This window comes from Pseudomonas veronii (genome assembly GCF_001439695.1).
GTDB classification, from domain to species: Bacteria; Pseudomonadota; Gammaproteobacteria; order Pseudomonadales; family Pseudomonadaceae; genus Aquipseudomonas; species Aquipseudomonas veronii.
In genome coordinates this window covers 330,081-348,247 of record NZ_JYLL01000004.1, presented here as the reverse complement: position 1 = coordinate 348,247, position 18,167 = coordinate 330,081, and the positions used below count along the sequence as shown (strand labels likewise).

Sequence of the window (18,167 nt, the reverse complement as noted above, 5' to 3'; positions counted from 1 at the left end):
CAAAGTATGAGAGGACTCGATCGCCTGTAAAAAACTCGAGGTGTGACACTCCCATTGCGTAGGTAATGTCCTTGCAGGTCGCGGGGCAGGTCGGCGGACGGCAGGTTACAAACAGATCAGGCCGGTCTGTCTGATTGACTGCAACGCAAGACGCTGCTGCCACAAGATTTCGCGGCTACGCCAGCACCGCCACCGCCTTGATCTGTGCCCACAGCGTCTGGCCGGGGTGCAGTTGCAACTGGTCGCGGGAGAAGCGTGTGATCCGTGCCAGCAACGGCGTACCGCCGGCATCCAGGCGCACCAGCACATGGGCGCTGTTGTCCGCCGCAATTTCCTGGGTGACCGTCACCGGCAGGCGGTTGAGGATGCTGCTGTGGGCTTCGGCCTGTAAGTTGAGGCTCACGTCCCGCGCCTGCACCTTGACCCGCAGGGCTTTGCCCAAGGCCAGCGGCGTATGGGCGACGCGCATCTGCAAGGCACTGCCGGGCAGTTGCAGGGTCAGCAATTGATAGTGCGCGTCGTAAGCGCTTACCGTGCCATTGATCACCACACCGGCGTCGTCGCCCAAGGCCAAGGGCAAATCCAGCCGCGCCAGGGTTTCACCGATGGGGCCGCTGGCCAGGGCCTGGCCGTCGCGCAGCAACACGATGTGATCGGCCAGGCGCGCCACCTCGTCCTGGGCGTGGCTGACGTAGAGCACCGGAATGTCCAGTTCGTCGTGCAGGCGTTCCAGGTAAGGCAGGATTTCACCTTTGCGTTGGCTGTCGAGTGCCGCCAGCGGTTCGTCCATCAATAACAGGCGCGGGCTGGTCAGTAGCGCGCGGGCGATACCGATGCGCTGGCGCTCGCCGCCGGACAAGTGCTGCGGATGCCGCTCAAGCAAGTGGCCGATGCCCAACAGTTCGGTGGCCTGGGCCATGTCGACGCGACGTTGCGCACGCGGGATGCGCTTGAGGCCGAATTCCAGATTGGCGCGCACCGACAGATGGGGGAACAGGCTCGCTTCCTGGAACACATAGCCCAGCGCACGTTTATGCGGCGGTACGAACAGCCCGTTGCGGCTGTCTTGCCAGACTTCGTCGTTGACCTGGACAAAACCGTCCTCGGCACGTTCCAGCCCGGCAATGCAGCGCAGGCAGGTGGTCTTGCCGGAGCCGGAATGCCCATACAGCGCGGTGACGCCGCGACCGGGCAGTTGCAGGTCCACTTTCAGGGCAAAGGCGGAATACGTGAGGTGCAGGCGTACATCGATCATCGGCATCAGCTCCAGCCCATCTTGGTTTTACGGCTGGAGTAGAGCGCCAGCAACACGAGGAACGCGAACACCACCATGGCGCCGGCCAGCCAGTGCGCCTGGGCGTATTCCATGGCTTCGACGTGGTCGTAGATCTGCACCGAGACGACCCGGGTCTTGTCCGGGATATTGCCGCCGATCATCAGCACCACGCCGAACTCGCCGACGGTATGCGCAAAGCCGAGAATCGACGCGGTGATAAACCCCGGGCGGGCGAGGGGCAGGATCACGCTGAAGAACGTGTCCCAGGGGTTGGCGCGCAAGGTCGCGGCCACTTCCAAGGGGCGTGTGCCGATGGCGGAGAAGGCGTTTTGCAACGGCTGCACCACGAACGGCATGGAATAGATCACCGAGCCGATTACCAGCCCGGCGAAACTGAAGGTCAGGGTGCCCAGGCCCAGCCATTGGGTGAACTGGCCGAAGTAACCGTGCGGTCCCATCGTCAGCAGCAGGTAGAAGCCGATGACCGTGGGCGGCAGCACCAGCGGCAGGGCGACCACCGCGCCGATAGGCCCGCGCCACCAGGAGCGCGTGCGCGACAGCCACAGGGCAATCGGAGTGCCGATGACCAGCAGGATCACCGTGGTCAGTGACGCCAGTTTGATGGTCAACCAGATTGCGGAAAAATCGGCACTCGATAGCGGCATTTAGAGCTCGTAACCGTAGGACTTGATAACGGCAGCGGCTTTCGGCCCTTTCAGGTACTCGACCAGCGCCTTGGCAGCGGCGCTGTCTTTGCCCTTGTTGAGGATCACCGCATCCTGTTTGATCGGGTCATGCATGGACGCCGGGACGATCCACGCCGAACCGCTGGTGACTTTGCCGTCTTTGTAGATCTGCGACAAGGCCACAAACCCCAACTCGGCATTGCCGGTGGAGACAAACTGATAGGCCTGGGTGATGTTCTGGCCCTCGACGAGCTTGTCCTTGAGCTTCTCGGTCAAGCCTTCCTTGGCCAGCACTTGGGTGGCGGCCAGCCCGTAGGGCGCGGCTTTCGGGTTGGCGATGGACAGGTGCTTGAACGCGTTCTGCTTGAGCACATCGCCCTTGGCATCGACATAACCTTCCTTCGCCGACCACAGCGCCAGGGTGCCGACCGCGTAGGTAAAGCGCGAACCCTTGACGGTATCGCCTTCGGTTTCGAGTTTTTGCGGGGTGGTGTCGTCGGCGCTGAGGAACACTTCGAACGGCGCGCCGTTCTTGATCTGGGTATAGAACTGCCCGGTGGCACCGTAGGCGGCGATCAGCTTGTGACCGGTGTCCTTCTCGAAGTCGGCGGCAATCGCCTGGATCGGTGCGGTGAAGTTGGCGGCGACGGCCACCTGGACTTCATCGGCGTGGACCGCAGCGGCGGTGACAAGCGCAATGACGGCCGCCAGGCCGGGGCGAATCAAGCGTGGGAGGCTGAAGGTCATGGATAGCTCCGTATGAGAAGGAAAAAAGCCAGTATTGAGCGCTGCCGGACCATGGGGGGCGGTCAAGCGGTGTATGTATAGGTATATAGCGAAAAAATGGCAAGGGGAATCCGCCGGCCCCGCGCTGACATTTCCCGGCGGCAACGGCCCGCCTCCTGACAGCCAATGCACGGGAACCCGTTGATAGTGCAGCTCCTTTAGCCGGCAAAGGAGCAAGTGCCATGCAAAGGGAATATGCCTATATCAACGTCGGTGCACCGAACAACCTTACCAGCGAGGCCGCCGTGAAAGCCTGGCTGGACCGCGTACTCAGCGCTTCGGCACTGGAACCGCAGGCCAAGGCGCTGATCACCACGCAATCGTTGATACCGGTGGAGTTTTCGATCCTGGAGGAGGGGGCCGAGCCGGGAAGTCCTGCGTTGATTGTCGAGCGCCAGGAAATGCCCCTGTGGAAAATCCTCGACAAGCGCTTCACCTGGCGCGCGAGTGTCGGAAAAAACCAATCGACTGACAGCGTGCAGGTCAATGTCCTGTTTCCCAAGTTTTACGGGGCATTGGCCCAACGCTTGACGGCCCATCGATACTTTCTCGACAGCCTGCGAGTGTCAGGCCAGGCCCAGAGTGTCGAGTGGGAAGAGCGTGGCCTGGCGATCGCGACACGGCCTTTGCTCAAGACCGAGGTGGTGCTGTTCTCCGTGTGGGGGGCCAGTAAGCGCCTGCTTGCGGATATCTGGTTCGATCTCCCGCTGATTTCCCTGGGGGCCGGGCAATGGCCCAGGGCGATTGGCACCGGTTGGCCGGGGATGCGTATTGGCGCACGCAGCGGCGATCACATTCGTTATTCCGATGAGCCCGGCAAAAACACGCTGTGGGTCAAGCCGTTCGGCGAGGCGGTACTCGACGCCGATTTCAGCATTTTCCCGCGCTGGACGCCCCGTGCCGTCCTCCTCGCCGACCAAGCGCTGAAGGCCGACGAAGTGATCGAGGTGACCCTGAGCGCAATGCCTTATCAGGCCGATGAGGAGCGCTACATCATCGAGGTTCCGGCCTCGCGCCGCGCCGCTGCGGATTGGCACTACTATCTCAGCGTCTACATGAGTTACCGCTGCCCCTGGGTCAACTGCGGCGTCTTGCAGGAAGACGGCGGCATCCGGCTGCAGAGCGAGCGGCCCAATCAATGGTTCGTGCGCTGCGATGCCGCGCGGCTGTTTATAGCGGTCAGCATTCAGCCCCGCGAACGTACCGGCTGGAAGGCCCCCACCGCGCCTCCGACGCCCGAGGCAACCACAACCCAGGCCTGGCAAAAATGGGATGGGCTGAGGGAGTGCGTGGGCAATAACAAGATCGCCAAAGACTATATCGAATCGTTGATCGATCGCTGCCTGAAGAAGTCCGGTCTGTCTCAAGACACCCAGCAATTGTTCAAAAAAGAACGCCAATTCAAGTTCAAATACCTGATAGGCCACCCCACATATTCTCCTGGCGTGAGTGCATTCGTGCCGCCACGCTACAAGTACTTTTCCTTTGAACAAGTGCTGTTGGGTGAGCCGCAACGGCGTGCGTACTTCCAGGAAAAACTCAGTGCCGTGCATGTGCAGGGGCAAGCCTTGCCAGCGTCGCAAGTCGCGACATTGACCGGGATGCGCGACGTGTTGCTGGCTGACTTCCTGGCGGATATCGATGCGCTGGCCGCCAGCGACGACTACCAGAAACTGTTCGGCGAAACCTGTGACGCCCTCGCCAGGGTGCGGGTCGCACGCTACCTCGCGCAAGTCGATGCAGCCGACGAAGACTTGCGAGGGTGTGCGTTCCGCTACTTGAAAGGCGAGTTGAAACCGCGACTGCTGCTATTCAATGAAGCGGTGGTGCCCAATGCGATTGTGCTCAAATTCAACTCACAGAAGGCATTGCTGATATCCCTCAACTTCACCGAGCTCAAGTGGGCGGTCTGGGCACCAAGCACCACCGCCGGGCAACCCTCGGAGGTGTTGATGCGATTTGTCGCGGAACATTCCCCTTTCCCGCAGAAAATGAACCTGGTGCCCCAGGATTTTTTTCCGCAAAAAAAACGCTATGGCTACCATTACCGGCGTTTCGCCCCGGAGCCGGTGTCCTTTCGTGATACCCAGCACATCAACGCGCAATTGCAATTGGCGGCCATCGCGGATATCAAGGGGCAGGTCGACTACGCAGTGTTTTCGTCCGACGAAGAGCGGCGCCGGGTAAAACTGGCGATGTTCAAAAGTGTCGCCCGTGCGGTGTCCGGCCTGGTGACGGCGGCCGTCGGGCCTCTGAGTGGGTTGGGCGCGCTGCTGCTTTCCGGCATGGCGCGCTTCATCGCCAATGTCGGTGATGTCGGCCTTACGTATGCGTTGGCGCAAAATACCGATCGTCCCGAGGACTACGCCCACTACATCCATGAGTGCAAGCTGGGGGTGCTATTGGCGATGGTCGACCTGGGGGCCGACCTGCCCAGCGCCAATGCCAAGTTGCGCATATTGCTCAAGCAGTCGACGCTCGGCGGTCGGACTGTCGCGCCGATTCTGAATGCGCCCATAGACTACGACGTCCCGATAAAGTTGAAACAGACCAGTGAGTCCGAGACTTTTGTCTCCACGCCGTTCTGGTTGATCGACCTGCGCCAGCGCATGGAAAAATCCTTCGACGACCGGGGCAAAGGCGCCGAACTCAAAGGTTACCTCCAGGCAACCGCCACCTGCGGTTATGCCGAGGCGAAAAGCTGTTCCGACTTTTTGCGCAGTCAGCGCTGGGAGACACAGGCCGTCGGCGTGCTGATTTTCTCCGAACTCGGCGATCAGCGCCCGCAAACGCATTTTGCGTTGTCGATTCGGGATGCGACGGACACCGCGATGGTCGATTTCAGCCTGGGCGACCTCGATGCCTCAATGAACGGTCGCGGCTATTTCGGTACGTTGAAAGGCTGGGAGGACTGCGTGCGCGGGTTGCCGGCCTTGGAGGGCGCGTTGGTGATTTACAAGTTTTATCCGGATTTTGCCAACGCAAGCCTGGAGGTTGACGGGGCGTTTGCGCTGGGCATCAGTTGGAGCCCCTTCGTCAATGGCGGCGATTACAGCGTGCTGTCGTTTCCCCTGGATTTCGTCTGCGGGGTTCGCGAGCAGTTGGAGCGTGTCTGGGCCCAGGTCTTTCACCAGTTGCCGATCAATGCATCGCTATCGCTCAATGAACCGGCGACCTTCAAGCAGTCTGAACTGCTGGCGCAAGTCAGCAACCTCAGCGGCCTGGTCGACGAGGCGGAAGGGCTATTGCGGCGCACCATTGGCGTGCAGGCGATCGGTGAGTTGCGGGCCTTGATGCTGGGCTTCCTTCAGGCATGGCGTAACGAACCGCGGGGCGGCTATCGAGAACTGATGGAGGGCGTGATGGCTGAGGAGGCAGACTTGGTCAACCAGGCATTGATCCACCTCGAAGCCCTGCAGGCCGGTTTGCCAAGCACGCTCGCGAGCGCGCAAAACGCGCTGGTCGATTGTGTCGACTGGGTCGCGGTGCGGGCCGGAATCGACGACGATGCGTGGCGACTGTTATTTAAACAACAACTGGAACTTCATGTGTCAGGCGAGCAGGCGATGGTGGATTTATACACCGCCGCTGAACTGGACGCGCTGTATGAACAGCTCGCCCGGGGCCAGCAGCGCGAGTGTCATCACCAGCGCAGCTCTGGTTATGAGCGACTGACCATGACCAGTAGCCGGGCGTTGCTGGGGATAGGGTTGGGATTGATCCGCAAGATGGCCCAGGAGCGCCAGGCCGAATGCTGTTTCGCGCTGATCATGGCGAGCCAGCCCTATGACGACAGCAACGAACACTTTGCCCGAGTCGTATATGGCATCTGTGCGTTGCGTCAACAGCGGTTTACTGTGTTGACGCCGCTGCACGAACGTCGGCTCAGCGGCCTTCCACCCGCAGAGCCGATACTGATCTGACTTGCGTTACCGAGACAGCCGGCTCAAGGCTTGTTCTGCCAGCCAGGTGGTCAGCTCGCGGGTTGCGAACGGATGCCGCAGGCCCACCGCCTGGCCCGCCCACAGGTTGCTGAAGCCGGCTTCATCCTTGGCCTTGAGTGGCAGCAACGCACCGCCGGCCCTGGGGAAGGCCGGGGCCAGCGGGTTGATCGCGCCGAGTTCTCGCATCACCCGGTTGACGATGCCGCGTGCCGGTCGGCCGGTGAACAGGTTGGTCAGCGCGGTTTCGCTGGCCTGGGCGTGGCGCAATGCATGGTGGTGCGAGGGGCTGACCGTGGCTTCGGGGGTCAACAGGTAAGCGGTACCGATCTGCACTGCCGAAGCACCCAAGGCAAAGGCGGCTGCGATGCCGCGTGCGTCAGCGATACCGCCGGCGGCGATCACTGGCACGCTCACGGCGTCGACGATCTGCGGCACCAGCGCCATCAAGCCGATCTGGCTGTTGAGGTCGTCGCTGAGAAACATACCGCGGTGGCCGCCGGCTTCAAGGCCCATGGCGATGATCGCGTCGCAGCCATGCTGTTCCAGCCAAATCGCTTCTTCGACGGTTGTGGCCGATGAAAGTACCTTGGCGCCGGTCGCTTTGACGCGGTCCAGTAAGGACTTTTCCGGCAAGCCGAAATGGAAACTGACCACCTCGGGACGGAACGCTTCCACCACTTCACAAGCCGCTTCGTTGAACGGCGCACGGTTGGTCACCGGCGTCGGAGCATCAAAGTCGGCGCCCAGTTCGCGGTAGTAGGGTTGCAGCAGGTCTTTCCAGCGCCGATCACGGGCGTCGTCCGCCTCGGGCGGTTGATGGCAAAAGAAGTTCACGTTGATCGGCCGCGTACTGGCCTGACGGATAGTGCTCAACGCATCGCGCAATTGCTCGATACTCAGCGCCGCCGCCGGCATCGAACCGAGCGCGCCGGCCTCGCTGGCGGCGATGACCATTTGCGCGGTGGTCGCACCGGCCATGGGCGCCTGGATAATCGGTACATCGATGCCCAGCAGATCGAGAATGCGCGTGTCTGACCAGGTGCTCATGGGATGCGTCTCCAGCGTTGGTAAGAGTTTTCGCTGTTTTAGCAGGGCCCTTGGCATCCGGCCAGTCTGTTTTATTCACTGGACGCAGCCTGGGTTTCGTGTAGTGGCGCGGGCTGTTTTAGCGATCGCGCTCGCGTTCCAGCAACTGGCGCTTGCGCTCCACACCCCATCGGTAGCCCGACAACTCGCCATTACTGCGCACCACGCGGTGGCAGGGAATCGCCACTGCGAGGCGATTGGCGCCACAGGCCTGGGCCACGGCCCGAAAGGCGGTGGGCGCGCCAATCCGTTCGGCGATCTGCGCGTAGCTGGCGGTGCTGCCCACCGGGATGTCGCGCAAGGCCTGCCATACCCGTTCCTGAAAGGCCGTGCCGCGCAGGTCCAAGGGTAAGTCCAGGCCCAGGGCCGGGGCTTCTATAAACCCCACCACCTGGGCGACCAACTGTTCGAAGGCTGGGTCGGCGCCCAGCAGTTCGGCGTTGGGGAATTGGTCCTGCAGGTCGCGCACCAGCGTGTCCGGCTCGTCGCCCAGCAGAATCGCGCACACGCCGCGATGACTTTGCGCCACCAGAATCGCGCCGAGGGAACATTGGCCGACGGCAAAATGGATGTGAGTATTCGTGCCGCCGGCTTTGTAATCGCTTGGCTTCATGCCAAGCAGTTGGTCCGCCGATTCATAGAAGCGGCTGTTGGAATTGAAGCCGGCGTCATACAGCGCGTCGGTAACGGTGTTGCGACCTTTGAGCCCCTTGCGCACTTTGCGTGAGCGCTGGGCGCTGGCATAGCCCTTGGGGGTGAGGCCGGTGACAGACTTGAACACGCGGTGGAAATGGAACGCACTCAGCCCGGCTTGCTGTGCCAGTTGGTCGAGGCTGGGCGGGGTTTCGGCGTGTTCGATCTGCCGACAAGCGTTGGCCACCAGTTCGGCGTGACGCGCCGCGCGTTGCGTCTGGTCACCGGTCGCGCGTTTGCTTGGGCGATAGCCTGCCGCCTCGGCCTGTTGAGGTGTCTCAAAGAATTCGACGTTTTCCGGGCGCGGCAAGCGCGAGGCACTGCTGGGACGGCAATACACACCGGTGGTTTTTACCCCATAGACGAACAGCGCGTCGGCCTGAGGATCACGGGCGAGGATCGCTGCCCAGCGCGGGTCATGTTCGTTATTCATTGCCTGCTCTCATGACGGGTCACGGCCAGATTAGTCGTGTCGCGGCGGCCTGGCACTCTGAAGCTTGCGGTCAAATCAGCCGGCGGTGCGAAAGGTCAGGTTGATGCGTTGCGGGCCCATGACCGGATGCGTGCCGTCCTTGACCGGCATGACTCCGTGGAAGCGCAGACGATCAACCCCGCCCCACACCACCACATCGCCATGGAACAACGAGATTTTTTGCGGCTTGTCGCTGCGTGCATGGCCGCCGAACAGGAAGATCGCCGGCAGCCCCAGCGACACGGAAACCACCGGCGCGGTATAGCAGCGTTCGTTCTTGTCCTGGTGCAACGACATCTTCGCCCCCGGCACATAACGGTTGATCAGGCAGGCATCGGGCACAAAATCGCTGAACCCGGCGTCGTCCGCCGCGTGTGCCGCCAGTTGGCGCAACGTTTCGGGCATGACTGGCCAGGGGTGGCCACTGCGCGGGTCAAGCGCGGTGTAGCGGTAGCCGCTGGGATCGGTGGTCCAACCCAGTTCTCCGCAACTGCTCAGCGCGGCCGACATGGTGAAACCACCGGGCGTGACCATTTGCCGAAACGGCGACTGAGCCAGCACGCAGCGCAACGCTGGCAGAAGATGCTCAATCCAGGGCAGGGCATAGCCCCTCAGAACGTGGGACTGTTCGCCAATCTGCTCACGCCCTGCGGGTTGTTGCAGGGCGTCGTCGGCGAACAGGTCGACGGTCGGGCCGGGCATGGGCTTACAGCGCCTTGCTCACGTTGATGTCAGTGATTTCATCGCTGGCGTCGTGAATCTTCGCCAGTACTAGCTTGGCTTCTTCGACGCTGTTGCTGTGCAGTTGGGCAAACTCAAAGCGGCGTTCGCCGTTGAGTTTGTACTTGATGACGTATTTGGTCGTGGTCACAGCTTTTTTCCTGTCGAGTGTTCGGGTCAGCTCAATTTGCTGTTGGTGCGACGAACGATGCGGATCTTGTGGGACAGCGCAGGTTTGCGGGTAACGCTGATGGCGCGGCGCGTCACAACGTCCAGGGTGATGTTCCAGAAACCGGTGCTCGGTGCGGTGATTTTCGCCGGGAACTTGTCGAACGCGCCGCCGTGGTAGGTGTGACGACCGCCATTCTTGAAACTGCGAAAATTCGCATCGCTCATCAGACGAATATTACAAGTCTGTGAGCATTCGATGACGACAATATCTCCCTCGTTGAGGTGCTCACGCTGGTGGATGAATTTCATGGGCGGGTGTCTCCAGAAGGGCTTTTTCTGAAAAATCAGAACGATACGTAGGTTAAGATAGAGTTTATCAGCCCCAGCGCGTTTATTATCGGGCCGTCGTCGACGACTTCGACAATTTAAAACAGTTATTTACCGAGTTATCAGGGATAAATCCTACGTGGGCGGGAGAAAATTACCATCCCCGCTGTCCTAGGGTCTTTATCGGAGGTTTTATATGAAGTGGAGTGTGTTGGTTCTGGCCTTGGCGATAGGTGGGTGTGCTTCGGTTGCAGATATCAAGCAGACCCCCCCGACCTTGGCGGTCATTTCAGGGAAAAAACCGCAGGAATATGCCGCCTGTGTGGTACGCAAATTGTCGACTACCCGCCGGCCGCCGCAGATCGAGCCGCATAAAGACGGCGTGCAGGTGATTGTGCCGCAGAAATTCTCCGCTGACCCGTCGGCTATTTTCGAGATTGACGAGCGCTCCAGTGGCAGCAGCATCAAGCTCTACGAGAGCATGTCCAATGTGCCGATCCGCCCAGGCGATGTGAAGAAGGCCGGGGAGGACTGCATTTCCGGCTGAGGCCGCGCGTTTACACGGTCCGTTTGAATCCGATAAAAAAGCCTGACCTGCCATTGCGGTGTCAGGCTTTTTTTTGCGCGCGTTTTCGCAGTTGTCGTGACGGGAAGGTTCTCCTACCATTTGTAGGCTTATGACATAAACGCCTAAATATATAACTATAAAAAATGGAGCCGTGATGATGTCTCTGGAACGAGTGCTGATAGGCAGTGCGCTGATGTTGCTGCTGGGCAATGCCCACGCGCTGGATGGGAAGAAGATATTCACCGAGGGCGGCTCGCAGCCGGGCGCCATGCCCTGCGTAGCCTGCCATGGCGCCGATGGCGCGGGGCTCGCCGCCGCGGGCTTCCCCAGGTTGGCGGGGTTGCCGGCCCTGTATGTGCGTAAACAGTTGGAAGACTTCAGGCGCGGCACGCGTGTCAACCCGGTGATGCAACCCTTGGCGAATGCCCTCACTGACGCTGAGATCGACGCTGTCAGCCAGGCGCTGGCGGCGATGCCAGGCGCCGTCCCGCAACCGATCCATCGCAGCGAGATGCCTATCGGTGCTGCGCAAAAGCTCGCCCAGCAGGGCGCGTGGGAACGGCAAATTCCGGCATGTGCAAGTTGCCATGGTCCTGCCGGTACGGGTGTCGGCGACACGTTCCCGCCTCTTGCCGGTCAGCCTGCCACCTACCTGGCAGCACAGTTGACGGCCTGGCAAAACGGCACCCGTCACAACGACCCGAATGATCTGATGGGCCACATCGCAAAATCCCTGACGCCGGATGAAGTACAGGGCGTGGCCCAGTATTTCGCCTCACTGAAACTGGAGGCCAAGCCATGAGCCCGTTTGTTTTAGTTCTAGGACTGTTGGGTCTGCCGTCCGCCCACGCCGCTACGATCGCCATGGAAGACCAGTCGCAGTTGCAGCCTTCTGCCGGCCACGCGGCTGTCAGTCAATTCCAGCCGCCCCAAGAGAGCGAGCTGCCTGACAATGCCTACGGCAAGCTGGTCAAGGAGGGCTACGCGTTGTTCGTGGATACCAAACGCCTGGCGCCAACATTCGTCGGTAACGGGCTCAACTGCAGCAATTGCCACCTGGATCAGGGCCGCCTGGCCAACTCGGCGCCGCTGTGGGGCGCCTACCCGATGTATCCGGCCTATCGAAAGAAGAACGACAAGGTCAACACCTTTGCCGAGCGGTTGCAGGGGTGTTTCCAATTCAGCATGAACGGCGGTACGCCGCCGACCGCTGATAGTCGCGAAATTACCGCGCTCTCGGTGTACGCCTACTGGCTGGCCAGCAAAGCACCGTTGGGCGTGGAGTTACCAGGTCGTGGGTATCCCGACGTGGCCCAACCGGCCAAGGGTTATGACCTGTCCGGGGGCGCGCAGGTTTACAAAGGGCAATGCGCCGTCTGCCACGGCCCCGAAGGGCAGGGCCAGAAGGCCGGTGACAGTTACGTGATGCCACCGTTGTGGGGGAAGGACTCCTACAATTGGGGCGCCGGCATGCACCGCATCAATACTGCGGCGTCCTTCATCAAGCACAACATGCCGCTGGGCAAGGGTGGCAGCCTGAGCGACCAGCAAGCCTGGGACGTAGCGGCCTACGTCAACAGCCACGAGCGACCGCAGGACCCGCGGCTGGTTGACGGTTCCGTGGAGAAAACCCGGGTCAAATTCCACGCCAACGATGGGGTCAATCTCTACGGCCAAACCGTAGAAGGCGTGTTGATTGGGCAGGGCATCCGTTAGACTCTCGCCCAATCAACGCAAAAATGCCGCGCAAACCCTCGGTTTGTGCGGCATGTGTCTTTTTTGGGAAGTCTTTCATGAAGCGTGAACACGTCAGGGCTCGCCAGGCCGAAGGTCAGATATCGGCCACTCACATCATCCAGAACCCGGCTGACCTCGGGGAATGGATCGTATTCTTCAAGAAAAGCGGCGGTCGCAGTTTTTTCCTGGTGGACGATCAGGATGAAGTCGAATCTTTCTCGCGCCTGGATGAGCTGGTGGAGACCGTCCGTGGCCTGGGTATCAAGTTTGCCGATATCCAGCTGTAGACGTAACGCTTACTTGCAGACCACCACCACACTGCGGCTTTTGAAATTGCCCACGTCCTGGCCCAGGGTCTTTTCACTTTCCTTGAGCGAAGGCGTGCCTTCGGTACCGACGATACGGTAGCCGGTGCCCGCACAAGAGGCGTCGGCCTTTTCGTAGCAACTGGCCCAGGAATTGGCTTCGCCCGAGCAGTCGATGGTCAGGCCTTGTTCGCCGTTTTTCAGGTAGACATCAGACGTGGTCGTGCAGCCGGCGAGCGCCAATACTGCAGTGAGTGCCAGAATCTTGTTCATGTGTGTTCATCATCGAGGGTGTTGGAGGGCGCGCTGACACTGTCATGGGGCGTTTCGACGAGACTATAGCGAACTGCCATCTACGTATAGACATGTCTCGTTCTGAAAGTCAGTTGTAAGCCTATTCCAGGGTTAGACAAAAGATACAAAAAAGCCCCGTTCACCGGGGCTTTTTTACGCAGCTTCCAAGGCTTACTTGCCCTTCGGTCGCTTGCTCGATGCGTGGCCCGCTTCATCCACAAACACTTCTGCAACCGCAGTTGCCTGGCTCTCGGTCGCGAATGCGCCAGCGACGCTGTCGCCGTGGAAGTTGATCAGGTGCCAACCGTCCGCTCGCTTAGTGATCAGGTAGCCGTTCACGCCTTTGGGTTCTGACATCTATTAACAATCTCGTAGTCTGGTTCAAGGGCGTAATGATAGCGCCAATTGTCGCGCCACCGCCCAAGTTATTCCAGGTCAATGTTTGCGGCGCCAAAGCGTGCTAAAAGGGTTGCAGCCCTTTTCAAGCCACAGGGCTACGCTGTTTTTGTCGGGGTATTGGTGAAGCTCTTTGTAGGATTAGCGGAACTTACGCCGACATTTTTTCTCTATGATGACATCGCAACGCCAGCAGGACCCATTGTAAGGTGACTGCGGCCTGATTAGACTGCGCCGAATTCCGTACGCACAGCCCTTTGTAAGGACCCATATGATCAAGAAATGCTTGTTCCCAGCAGCCGGTTACGGCACTCGCTTCTTGCCAGCGACCAAGGCCATGCCCAAAGAGATGCTGCCGGTGGTGAACAAGCCACTGATCCAGTACGGCGTCGAAGAGGCACTGGATGCCGGTTTGAATGAAATCTCTATCGTTACCGGCCGTGGTAAGCGCGCGCTGGAAGACCACTTCGACATCAGCTACGAGCTGGAAAACCAGATCAAAGGCACCGACAAGGAAAAATACCTGGTTGGTATCCGTAAGCTGCTCGACGAGTGCTCGTTCTCCTACACCCGTCAGACCCAGATGAAAGGCCTCGGCCACGCCATCCTGACCGGCCGTCCGCTGATCGGTGACGAACCGTTCGCCGTGGTACTGGCCGACGACCTGTGTGTGAACCTGGAAGGTGACGGCGTACTGACCCAGATGGTCAAGCTGTACCAGAAGTACCGTTGCACCATCGTCGCGGTTCAAGAGGTCGATCCTCAAGAAACCAACAAGTACGGCGTGATCGCCGGCGACGACATCGGCGATGGCCTGATCCGCGTGCGCGACATGGTCGAGAAGCCAGCGCCTGAAGATGCTCCGTCGAACCTGGCGATCATCGGTCGTTACATCCTGACCCCGGACATCTTCAAGCTGATCGAAGAAACCGAGCCGGGCAAGGGTGGCGAGATCCAGATTACCGACGCCCTGTTGAAGCAGGCCAAAGACGGTTGCGTGATCGCGTACAAGTTCAAGGGTCGTCGTTTTGACTGCGGTGGCGCCGAAGGCTACATCGAAGCGACCAACTTCTGCTACGAGCACTTCTACAAGACTGGCAAGGCTTACTGATTCACGGTTGCCCGCCTGTTGTAAGAGAAAGCCACCTTCGGGTGGCTTTTTCGTTTTTCGCCCCCAACTAAGTCGGTATGCTGATTGCCTGCCGAGGAGAGTGAAATGGCCTACGATTTTGACCTGTATGTGATTGGCGCCGGTTCCGGCGGTGTTCGTGCTGCGCGCTTTGCCGCCGGTTTTGGCGCCAAGGTGGCCGTGGCGGAAAGCCGCTACCTGGGCGGCACGTGTGTGAACGTCGGCTGCGTGCCGAAGAAACTGCTGGTCTACGGCGCGCATTTTGCCGAAGACTTCGAGCAGGCCAGCGGTTTCGGCTGGTCCCTGGGGGCGGCGAACTTTGACTGGGCGACCCTGATCGCCAACAAGGACCGCGAGATCAACCGCCTCAACGGCATCTATCGCAACCTGCTGGTCAACAGCGGCGTGACCCTGCATGAAGGGCATGCGCGACTGGTCGATCCGCATCAGGTGGAAATCAATGGCGAGCGCTTCACGGCCAGGCACATCCTGATCGCGACCGGCGGCTGGCCGCAGATCCCGCAGATACCGGGGCATGAGCACGCGATCGGTTCCAATGAAGCGTTCTTCCTCAAAACGCTGCCCAAGCGCGTGCTGGTGGTTGGCGGTGGCTATATCGCCGTTGAGTTCGCCGGAATTTTCCATGGTTTGGGTGCGCAGACGTCTTTGCTGTATCGCGGCGACTTGTTCCTGCGCGGTTTTGACGGTGCGGTGCGCAAGCATCTGCAGGAAGAATTGACCAAGCGTGGCCTGGATCTGCAGTTCAATGCCGATATCGAACGGATCGACAAGCAAGCCGACGGCAGCCTCAAGGCCACCCTCAAAGACGGGCGCGTGCTGGCAACAGACTGCGTGTTCTACGCCACCGGCCGTCGGCCGATGCTGGATAACCTGGGCCTGGAAAACACCGGGGTCAAACTGGATAAGCGCGGTTTTGTCGAAGTGGATGACCTGTACCAGACCGCCGAATCGTCGATCCTGGCGATTGGCGATGTGATCGGTCGCGTGCAGTTGACCCCAGTGGCCCTGGCCGAAGGCATGGCCGTGGCGCGTCGCTTGTTCAAGCCGGAGCAGTATCGTCCGGTGGACTACGCGATGATCCCGACGGCCGTGTTCAGCCTGCCGAACATCGGTACGGTCGGTCTGAGCGAGGAAGATGCGAAGGGCAAAGGCTATAAGGTGAAGGTTTTCGAAAGCCGTTTCCGGCCGATGAAGCTGACATTGACCGGCTGCCAGGAGAAAACCCTGATGAAACTGGTGGTCGACGCCGACACCGACAGGGTCCTGGGTTGCCATATGGTCGGCCCGGACGCCGGGGAAATCGTGCAGGGCTTGGCGATCGCGCTCAAGGCGGGCGCGACCAAGCAGCATTTTGATGAAACCATTGGCGTACACCCGACGGCGGCCGAAGAGTTCGTCACCATGCGAACGCCCGTGGCCGACTGATCAGGTGCTGGGCGTTGCCTCGGCGGTCGCTGCAACGGCGGCTGTCAGGCGCAACGCCTCGATGCTGGCCTGAGCCTTGATCAGGTCCAGTTCCAGCGCCTTGTTGGCCTGCTGGAATTCGCTCAGCGCGGCTTGGCGTGACTGACTGTCTTGCACCGCGACCCGCAGGCGTTCCTGGAGCAGGGTGCGTTCGCTGTCGATCTGCTTCAACTGTTCGCTCAGGTTGAGTTGCTGCGCCTGGTCCTTGCGCACTTGCTCCTGCAGTGCCGCCAACTCCTTCACCGTCACCCGATGTTCGATCAGCAGGCGCTCGTTGTCGCGGTGCAACTGGGTGATCTCGTCCTGGCGCACCATGGCGCTCTGCTGGGCCTGGCGCAGTTCCGCCTGGACCTGTTGCACCTGGCCTTCGTGGCGTCGCTGCTCCTGTTCGCGCTGCTCTTTGATGGCGTTGCGGTAATGCTCCAGGGCATCCCGAGCGTGCAGGTGTTTGTCTTCCAGCGAGCGAATCTGTTCGTCCTTGTCGCTGATGCGCAGCTCGTAGTCACTGCATGCCTGGCTCAACCCGGCGTTACGGGTTTGTTCGGTCTGCAGGCTGGTGCTGGCGGTTTGCAGGGCTGCGCTTTCTTCGGCAAGGGCCGCGGCCTGGATATCGAATTGCTGTTGCAGTTGGTTGTGGGCTGCTTGCAGCGTTTCGAGCTGGGCGAGCAGGGCGGTTTTCTGTTGTTCGAATTGCGCCAGGGCCAGGTCGATGGGCTCTTGGGCTTTCTCTTTCAGGCGCTGGGCAAGCCGTGCCACCAGTTCGCCGAGTTCATCGTCGATGGGCGCTTCGGTGATGGTCTGCCGCGTTTCGCTCTCGTCCAGTTCCTTCAAGTAGCGATGAATCGTGGTTTTCGAGCCGGTATTGCCCATTTCGATGCGTACCGCATCGATGCTGGGGTTTTCGCCGCGGGCGAGGATCGCCAAGCGTGCCGTTTGAACGACTGCTTTGTTTATGCCGCCACGAGCCATGGGGTCTCCGTCGATTTAGTACTGCGGTACATGGTATGTATTTACATATCATATCATGAATAAAAACGAGTTGAAAATCATGATCTAACAGATGGGATATTGGCGTATTATCCCGTATCAGCGCGGTTTTCACCGTGAGTGCGCCCTATCAGCAGTACGAAAAGGCTTTCATGAGCGATCTGGATCGTTACCTAAACGCCGCTACCCGCGATAACACGCGCCGCAGCTATCGCGCTGCCATCGAGCACTTCGAGGTGAGTTGGGGCGGATTCCTGCCCGCCACCAGCGACAGCGTGGCGCGTTACCTCGTGGCCCATGCCGGGGTGTTGGCGGTGAATACCTTGAAGTTGCGCCTTTCGGCATTGGCGCAATGGCATACGAGCCAGGGTTTTCCCGACCCGACCAAGGCGCCGGTCGTGCGCCAGGTGCTCAAGGGAATTCGCGCCGTACACCCGGCGCGGGAGAAGCAGGCGCAGCCGTTGCAGCTCAAGCATCTGGAACAGGTGGTTGCATGCCTGGAAGGGGAGGCGCGCGCAGCGAGCGAAGCCCAGGACCCCGCCCGGCTGTTGCGCGCCAAACGCGACAGTGCATTGATCCTGCTCGGCTTCTGGCGCGGCTTTCGCAGTGATGAGTTGTGCCGATTGAGCATCGAGAACGTCCAGGCCGTGCCCGGGGCCGGCATCAGCCTGTACCTGCCACGCAGCAAAAGCGACCGCGACAACCTCGGCAAGACCTACCAAACCCCGGCATTGCTGCGGCTGTGCCCGGTGCAGGCTTACAGTGAATGGCTCAGCGCTTCGGCGCTGGTCCGCGGCCCGGTGTTTCGCGGGATTGACCGCTGGGGCAACCTGGGCGAGGCGGGGTTGCACCCCAACAGCGTGATCCCGCTGCTGCGCCAGGCCCTGGAGCGTGCGGGCATTCCGGCCGAGCACTACACCAGCCACTCCCTGCGTCGGGGCTTTGCCACGTGGGCCCATCGCAGTGGTTGGGATTTGAAGTCGTTGATGAGTTACGTCGGCTGGAACGACATGAAATCCGCCATGCGCTATGTTGAAGCGACACCCTTTCTAGGCATGACCCTGGCAACTGCGCCGCTGATTTGAGGTTTCTTCTATTAATACTG

At 60.4% G+C, this 18,167-nt stretch carries 19 protein-coding genes; 8 read left to right on the top strand and 11 right to left on the bottom strand.

The genetic code is table 11. From position 1 onward, the window contains the following. Positions 1-175: 175 nt before the first annotated feature. From modC to modA, 3 genes are read right to left on the bottom strand one after another with little or no spacing between them, the layout of a single operon-like run. On the bottom strand, positions 176-1,261 hold the full coding sequence (modC, locus tag TU80_RS07655) for a molybdenum ABC transporter ATP-binding protein (RefSeq protein ID WP_407691827.1): 1,086 nt from the start codon (positions 1,259-1,261) through the stop codon (positions 176-178). Continuing rightward, positions 1,261-1,941, bottom strand: a complete 681-nt coding sequence (gene modB / locus TU80_RS07650; protein ID WP_017846319.1) for a molybdate ABC transporter permease subunit — start codon at positions 1,939-1,941, stop codon at positions 1,261-1,263. Before modB ends, modC begins: the two co-directional genes overlap by 1 nt. Next, positions 1,942-2,709, bottom strand: coding sequence for a molybdate ABC transporter substrate-binding protein (gene modA / locus TU80_RS07645; protein WP_046383545.1), 768 nt, complete (start codon positions 2,707-2,709; stop codon positions 1,942-1,944). A gap of 221 nt (positions 2,710-2,930) precedes the next feature. Between modA and TU80_RS07640 the strand changes: the two genes are divergently transcribed. Then, complete coding sequence (locus TU80_RS07640; protein ID WP_057004178.1) at positions 2,931-6,671, top strand: hypothetical protein; 3,741 nt, start codon at positions 2,931-2,933, stop codon at positions 6,669-6,671. Positions 6,672-6,677: 6 nt separating this feature from the next. On the opposite strand, the gene TU80_RS07635 is transcribed toward TU80_RS07640, so the two are convergent. The 5 genes from TU80_RS07635 to TU80_RS07620 all read right to left on the bottom strand — a co-directional run bounded on the left by TU80_RS07635 (position 6,678) and on the right by TU80_RS07620 (position 10,143). After that, positions 6,678-7,739 carry an NAD(P)H-dependent flavin oxidoreductase gene (locus tag TU80_RS07635; RefSeq protein ID WP_057004177.1) on the bottom strand — a complete coding sequence of 354 codons (1,062 nt, stop codon included), beginning with the start codon at positions 7,737-7,739 and terminating at the stop codon, positions 6,678-6,680. Between the two features lie 118 nt (positions 7,740-7,857). After that, on the bottom strand, positions 7,858-8,904 hold the full coding sequence (gene ada / locus TU80_RS07630) for a bifunctional DNA-binding transcriptional regulator/O6-methylguanine-DNA methyltransferase Ada (protein WP_017846315.1): 1,047 nt from the start codon (positions 8,902-8,904) through the stop codon (positions 7,858-7,860). A gap of 75 nt (positions 8,905-8,979) precedes the next feature. Beyond that, entirely contained in the window at positions 8,980-9,645 is a 666-nt protein-coding gene (gene alkB / locus TU80_RS07625; protein ID WP_057004176.1) for a DNA oxidative demethylase AlkB, read from the bottom strand. 4 nt (positions 9,646-9,649) lie between these two features. Next, positions 9,650-9,814, bottom strand: a complete 165-nt coding sequence (locus TU80_RS33020; protein ID WP_017846313.1) for a hypothetical protein — start codon at positions 9,812-9,814, stop codon at positions 9,650-9,652. Positions 9,815-9,840: 26 nt separating this feature from the next. Further along, a complete protein-coding gene (locus TU80_RS07620; protein ID WP_017846312.1) occupies positions 9,841-10,143 on the bottom strand; it encodes a DUF1883 domain-containing protein in 303 nt (100 codons plus the stop codon). Positions 10,144-10,357: 214 nt separating this feature from the next. Here TU80_RS07620 and TU80_RS07615 point away from each other — a divergent pair, with 214 nt between their 5' ends. The 4 genes from TU80_RS07615 (at position 10,358) to TU80_RS07600 (ending at position 12,753) form a co-directional block, all read left to right on the top strand. Then, entirely contained in the window at positions 10,358-10,708 is a 351-nt protein-coding gene (locus TU80_RS07615) for a hypothetical protein (RefSeq protein ID WP_046383541.1), read from the top strand. Positions 10,709-10,883: 175 nt separating this feature from the next. Further along, on the top strand, positions 10,884-11,531 hold the full coding sequence (locus tag TU80_RS07610) for a c-type cytochrome (protein ID WP_057004175.1): 648 nt from the start codon (positions 10,884-10,886) through the stop codon (positions 11,529-11,531). Beyond that, complete coding sequence (locus TU80_RS07605; protein WP_057004174.1) at positions 11,528-12,445, top strand: c-type cytochrome; 918 nt, start codon at positions 11,528-11,530, stop codon at positions 12,443-12,445. Before TU80_RS07610 ends, TU80_RS07605 begins: the two co-directional genes overlap by 4 nt. A 77-nt stretch (positions 12,446-12,522) precedes the next feature. Continuing rightward, positions 12,523-12,753 carry a hypothetical protein gene (locus tag TU80_RS07600; protein ID WP_046383538.1) on the top strand — a complete coding sequence of 77 codons (231 nt, stop codon included), beginning with the start codon at positions 12,523-12,525 and terminating at the stop codon, positions 12,751-12,753. Between the two features lie 9 nt (positions 12,754-12,762). On the opposite strand, the gene TU80_RS07595 is transcribed toward TU80_RS07600, so the two are convergent. Continuing rightward, positions 12,763-13,044, bottom strand: a complete 282-nt coding sequence (locus TU80_RS07595) for a hypothetical protein (RefSeq protein WP_017846307.1) — start codon at positions 13,042-13,044, stop codon at positions 12,763-12,765. 192 nt (positions 13,045-13,236) lie between these two features. Further along, the gene (locus tag TU80_RS07590; RefSeq protein WP_017846306.1) at positions 13,237-13,422 is read right to left on the bottom strand and encodes a hypothetical protein; all 186 of its coding nucleotides are present in this window, start codon (positions 13,420-13,422) and stop codon (positions 13,237-13,239) included. Positions 13,423-13,732: 310 nt separating this feature from the next. Here TU80_RS07590 and galU point away from each other — a divergent pair, with 310 nt between their 5' ends. Then, positions 13,733-14,572 (top strand): UTP--glucose-1-phosphate uridylyltransferase GalU, encoded by an 840-nt coding sequence (gene galU, locus TU80_RS07585; protein WP_003212579.1) that lies wholly within the window; start codon positions 13,733-13,735, stop codon positions 14,570-14,572. Positions 14,573-14,677: 105 nt separating this feature from the next. After that, the gene (gene gorA, locus TU80_RS07580; protein WP_057004173.1) at positions 14,678-16,036 is read left to right on the top strand and encodes a glutathione-disulfide reductase; all 1,359 of its coding nucleotides are present in this window, start codon (positions 14,678-14,680) and stop codon (positions 16,034-16,036) included. Here gorA and TU80_RS07575 read toward each other — a convergent pair whose 3' ends face one another. Continuing rightward, complete coding sequence (locus TU80_RS07575; protein ID WP_046383536.1) at positions 16,037-17,044, bottom strand: DNA-binding protein; 1,008 nt, start codon at positions 17,042-17,044, stop codon at positions 16,037-16,039. 170 nt (positions 17,045-17,214) lie between these two features. On the opposite strand from TU80_RS07575, the gene TU80_RS07570 reads away from it, so the two are divergent. Further along, positions 17,215-18,147 (top strand): site-specific integrase, encoded by a 933-nt coding sequence (locus TU80_RS07570; protein WP_057004172.1) that lies wholly within the window; start codon positions 17,215-17,217, stop codon positions 18,145-18,147. Positions 18,148-18,167: the final 20 nt, after the last annotated feature.

Excerpts from the sequence above, each read along its gene's own strand:
- TU80_RS07575 (WP_046383536.1), bottom strand. The coding sequence starts at position 17,044 with ATGGCTCGTGGCGGCATAAACAAAGCAGTCGTTCAAACGGCACGCTTG.
- TU80_RS07570 (WP_057004172.1), top strand. The coding sequence starts at position 17,215 with ATGAGCGATCTGGATCGTTACCTAAACGCCGCTACCCGCGATAACACG.
- gorA (WP_057004173.1), top strand. The coding sequence starts at position 14,678 with ATGGCCTACGATTTTGACCTGTATGTGATTGGCGCCGGTTCCGGCGGT.
- modA (WP_046383545.1), bottom strand. The coding sequence starts at position 2,709 with ATGACCTTCAGCCTCCCACGCTTGATTCGCCCCGGCCTGGCGGCCGTC.
- TU80_RS07620 (WP_017846312.1), bottom strand. The coding sequence starts at position 10,143 with ATGAAATTCATCCACCAGCGTGAGCACCTCAACGAGGGAGATATTGTC.
- TU80_RS07590 (WP_017846306.1), bottom strand. The coding sequence starts at position 13,422 with ATGTCAGAACCCAAAGGCGTGAACGGCTACCTGATCACTAAGCGAGCG.
- modC (WP_407691827.1), bottom strand. The coding sequence starts at position 1,261 with ATGCCGATGATCGATGTACGCCTGCACCTCACGTATTCCGCCTTTGCC.
- TU80_RS07610 (WP_057004175.1), top strand. The coding sequence starts at position 10,884 with ATGATGTCTCTGGAACGAGTGCTGATAGGCAGTGCGCTGATGTTGCTG.
- TU80_RS07605 (WP_057004174.1), top strand. The coding sequence starts at position 11,528 with ATGAGCCCGTTTGTTTTAGTTCTAGGACTGTTGGGTCTGCCGTCCGCC.
- TU80_RS07600 (WP_046383538.1), top strand. The coding sequence starts at position 12,523 with ATGAAGCGTGAACACGTCAGGGCTCGCCAGGCCGAAGGTCAGATATCG.
- alkB (WP_057004176.1), bottom strand. The coding sequence starts at position 9,645 with ATGCCCGGCCCGACCGTCGACCTGTTCGCCGACGACGCCCTGCAACAA.
- TU80_RS07615 (WP_046383541.1), top strand. The coding sequence starts at position 10,358 with ATGAAGTGGAGTGTGTTGGTTCTGGCCTTGGCGATAGGTGGGTGTGCT.
- TU80_RS07635 (WP_057004177.1), bottom strand. The coding sequence starts at position 7,739 with ATGAGCACCTGGTCAGACACGCGCATTCTCGATCTGCTGGGCATCGAT.
- TU80_RS07595 (WP_017846307.1), bottom strand. The coding sequence starts at position 13,044 with ATGAACAAGATTCTGGCACTCACTGCAGTATTGGCGCTCGCCGGCTGC.
- ada (WP_017846315.1), bottom strand. The coding sequence starts at position 8,904 with ATGAATAACGAACATGACCCGCGCTGGGCAGCGATCCTCGCCCGTGAT.
- modB (WP_017846319.1), bottom strand. The coding sequence starts at position 1,941 with ATGCCGCTATCGAGTGCCGATTTTTCCGCAATCTGGTTGACCATCAAA.
- galU (WP_003212579.1), top strand. The coding sequence starts at position 13,733 with ATGATCAAGAAATGCTTGTTCCCAGCAGCCGGTTACGGCACTCGCTTC.
- TU80_RS07640 (WP_057004178.1), top strand. The coding sequence starts at position 2,931 with ATGCAAAGGGAATATGCCTATATCAACGTCGGTGCACCGAACAACCTT.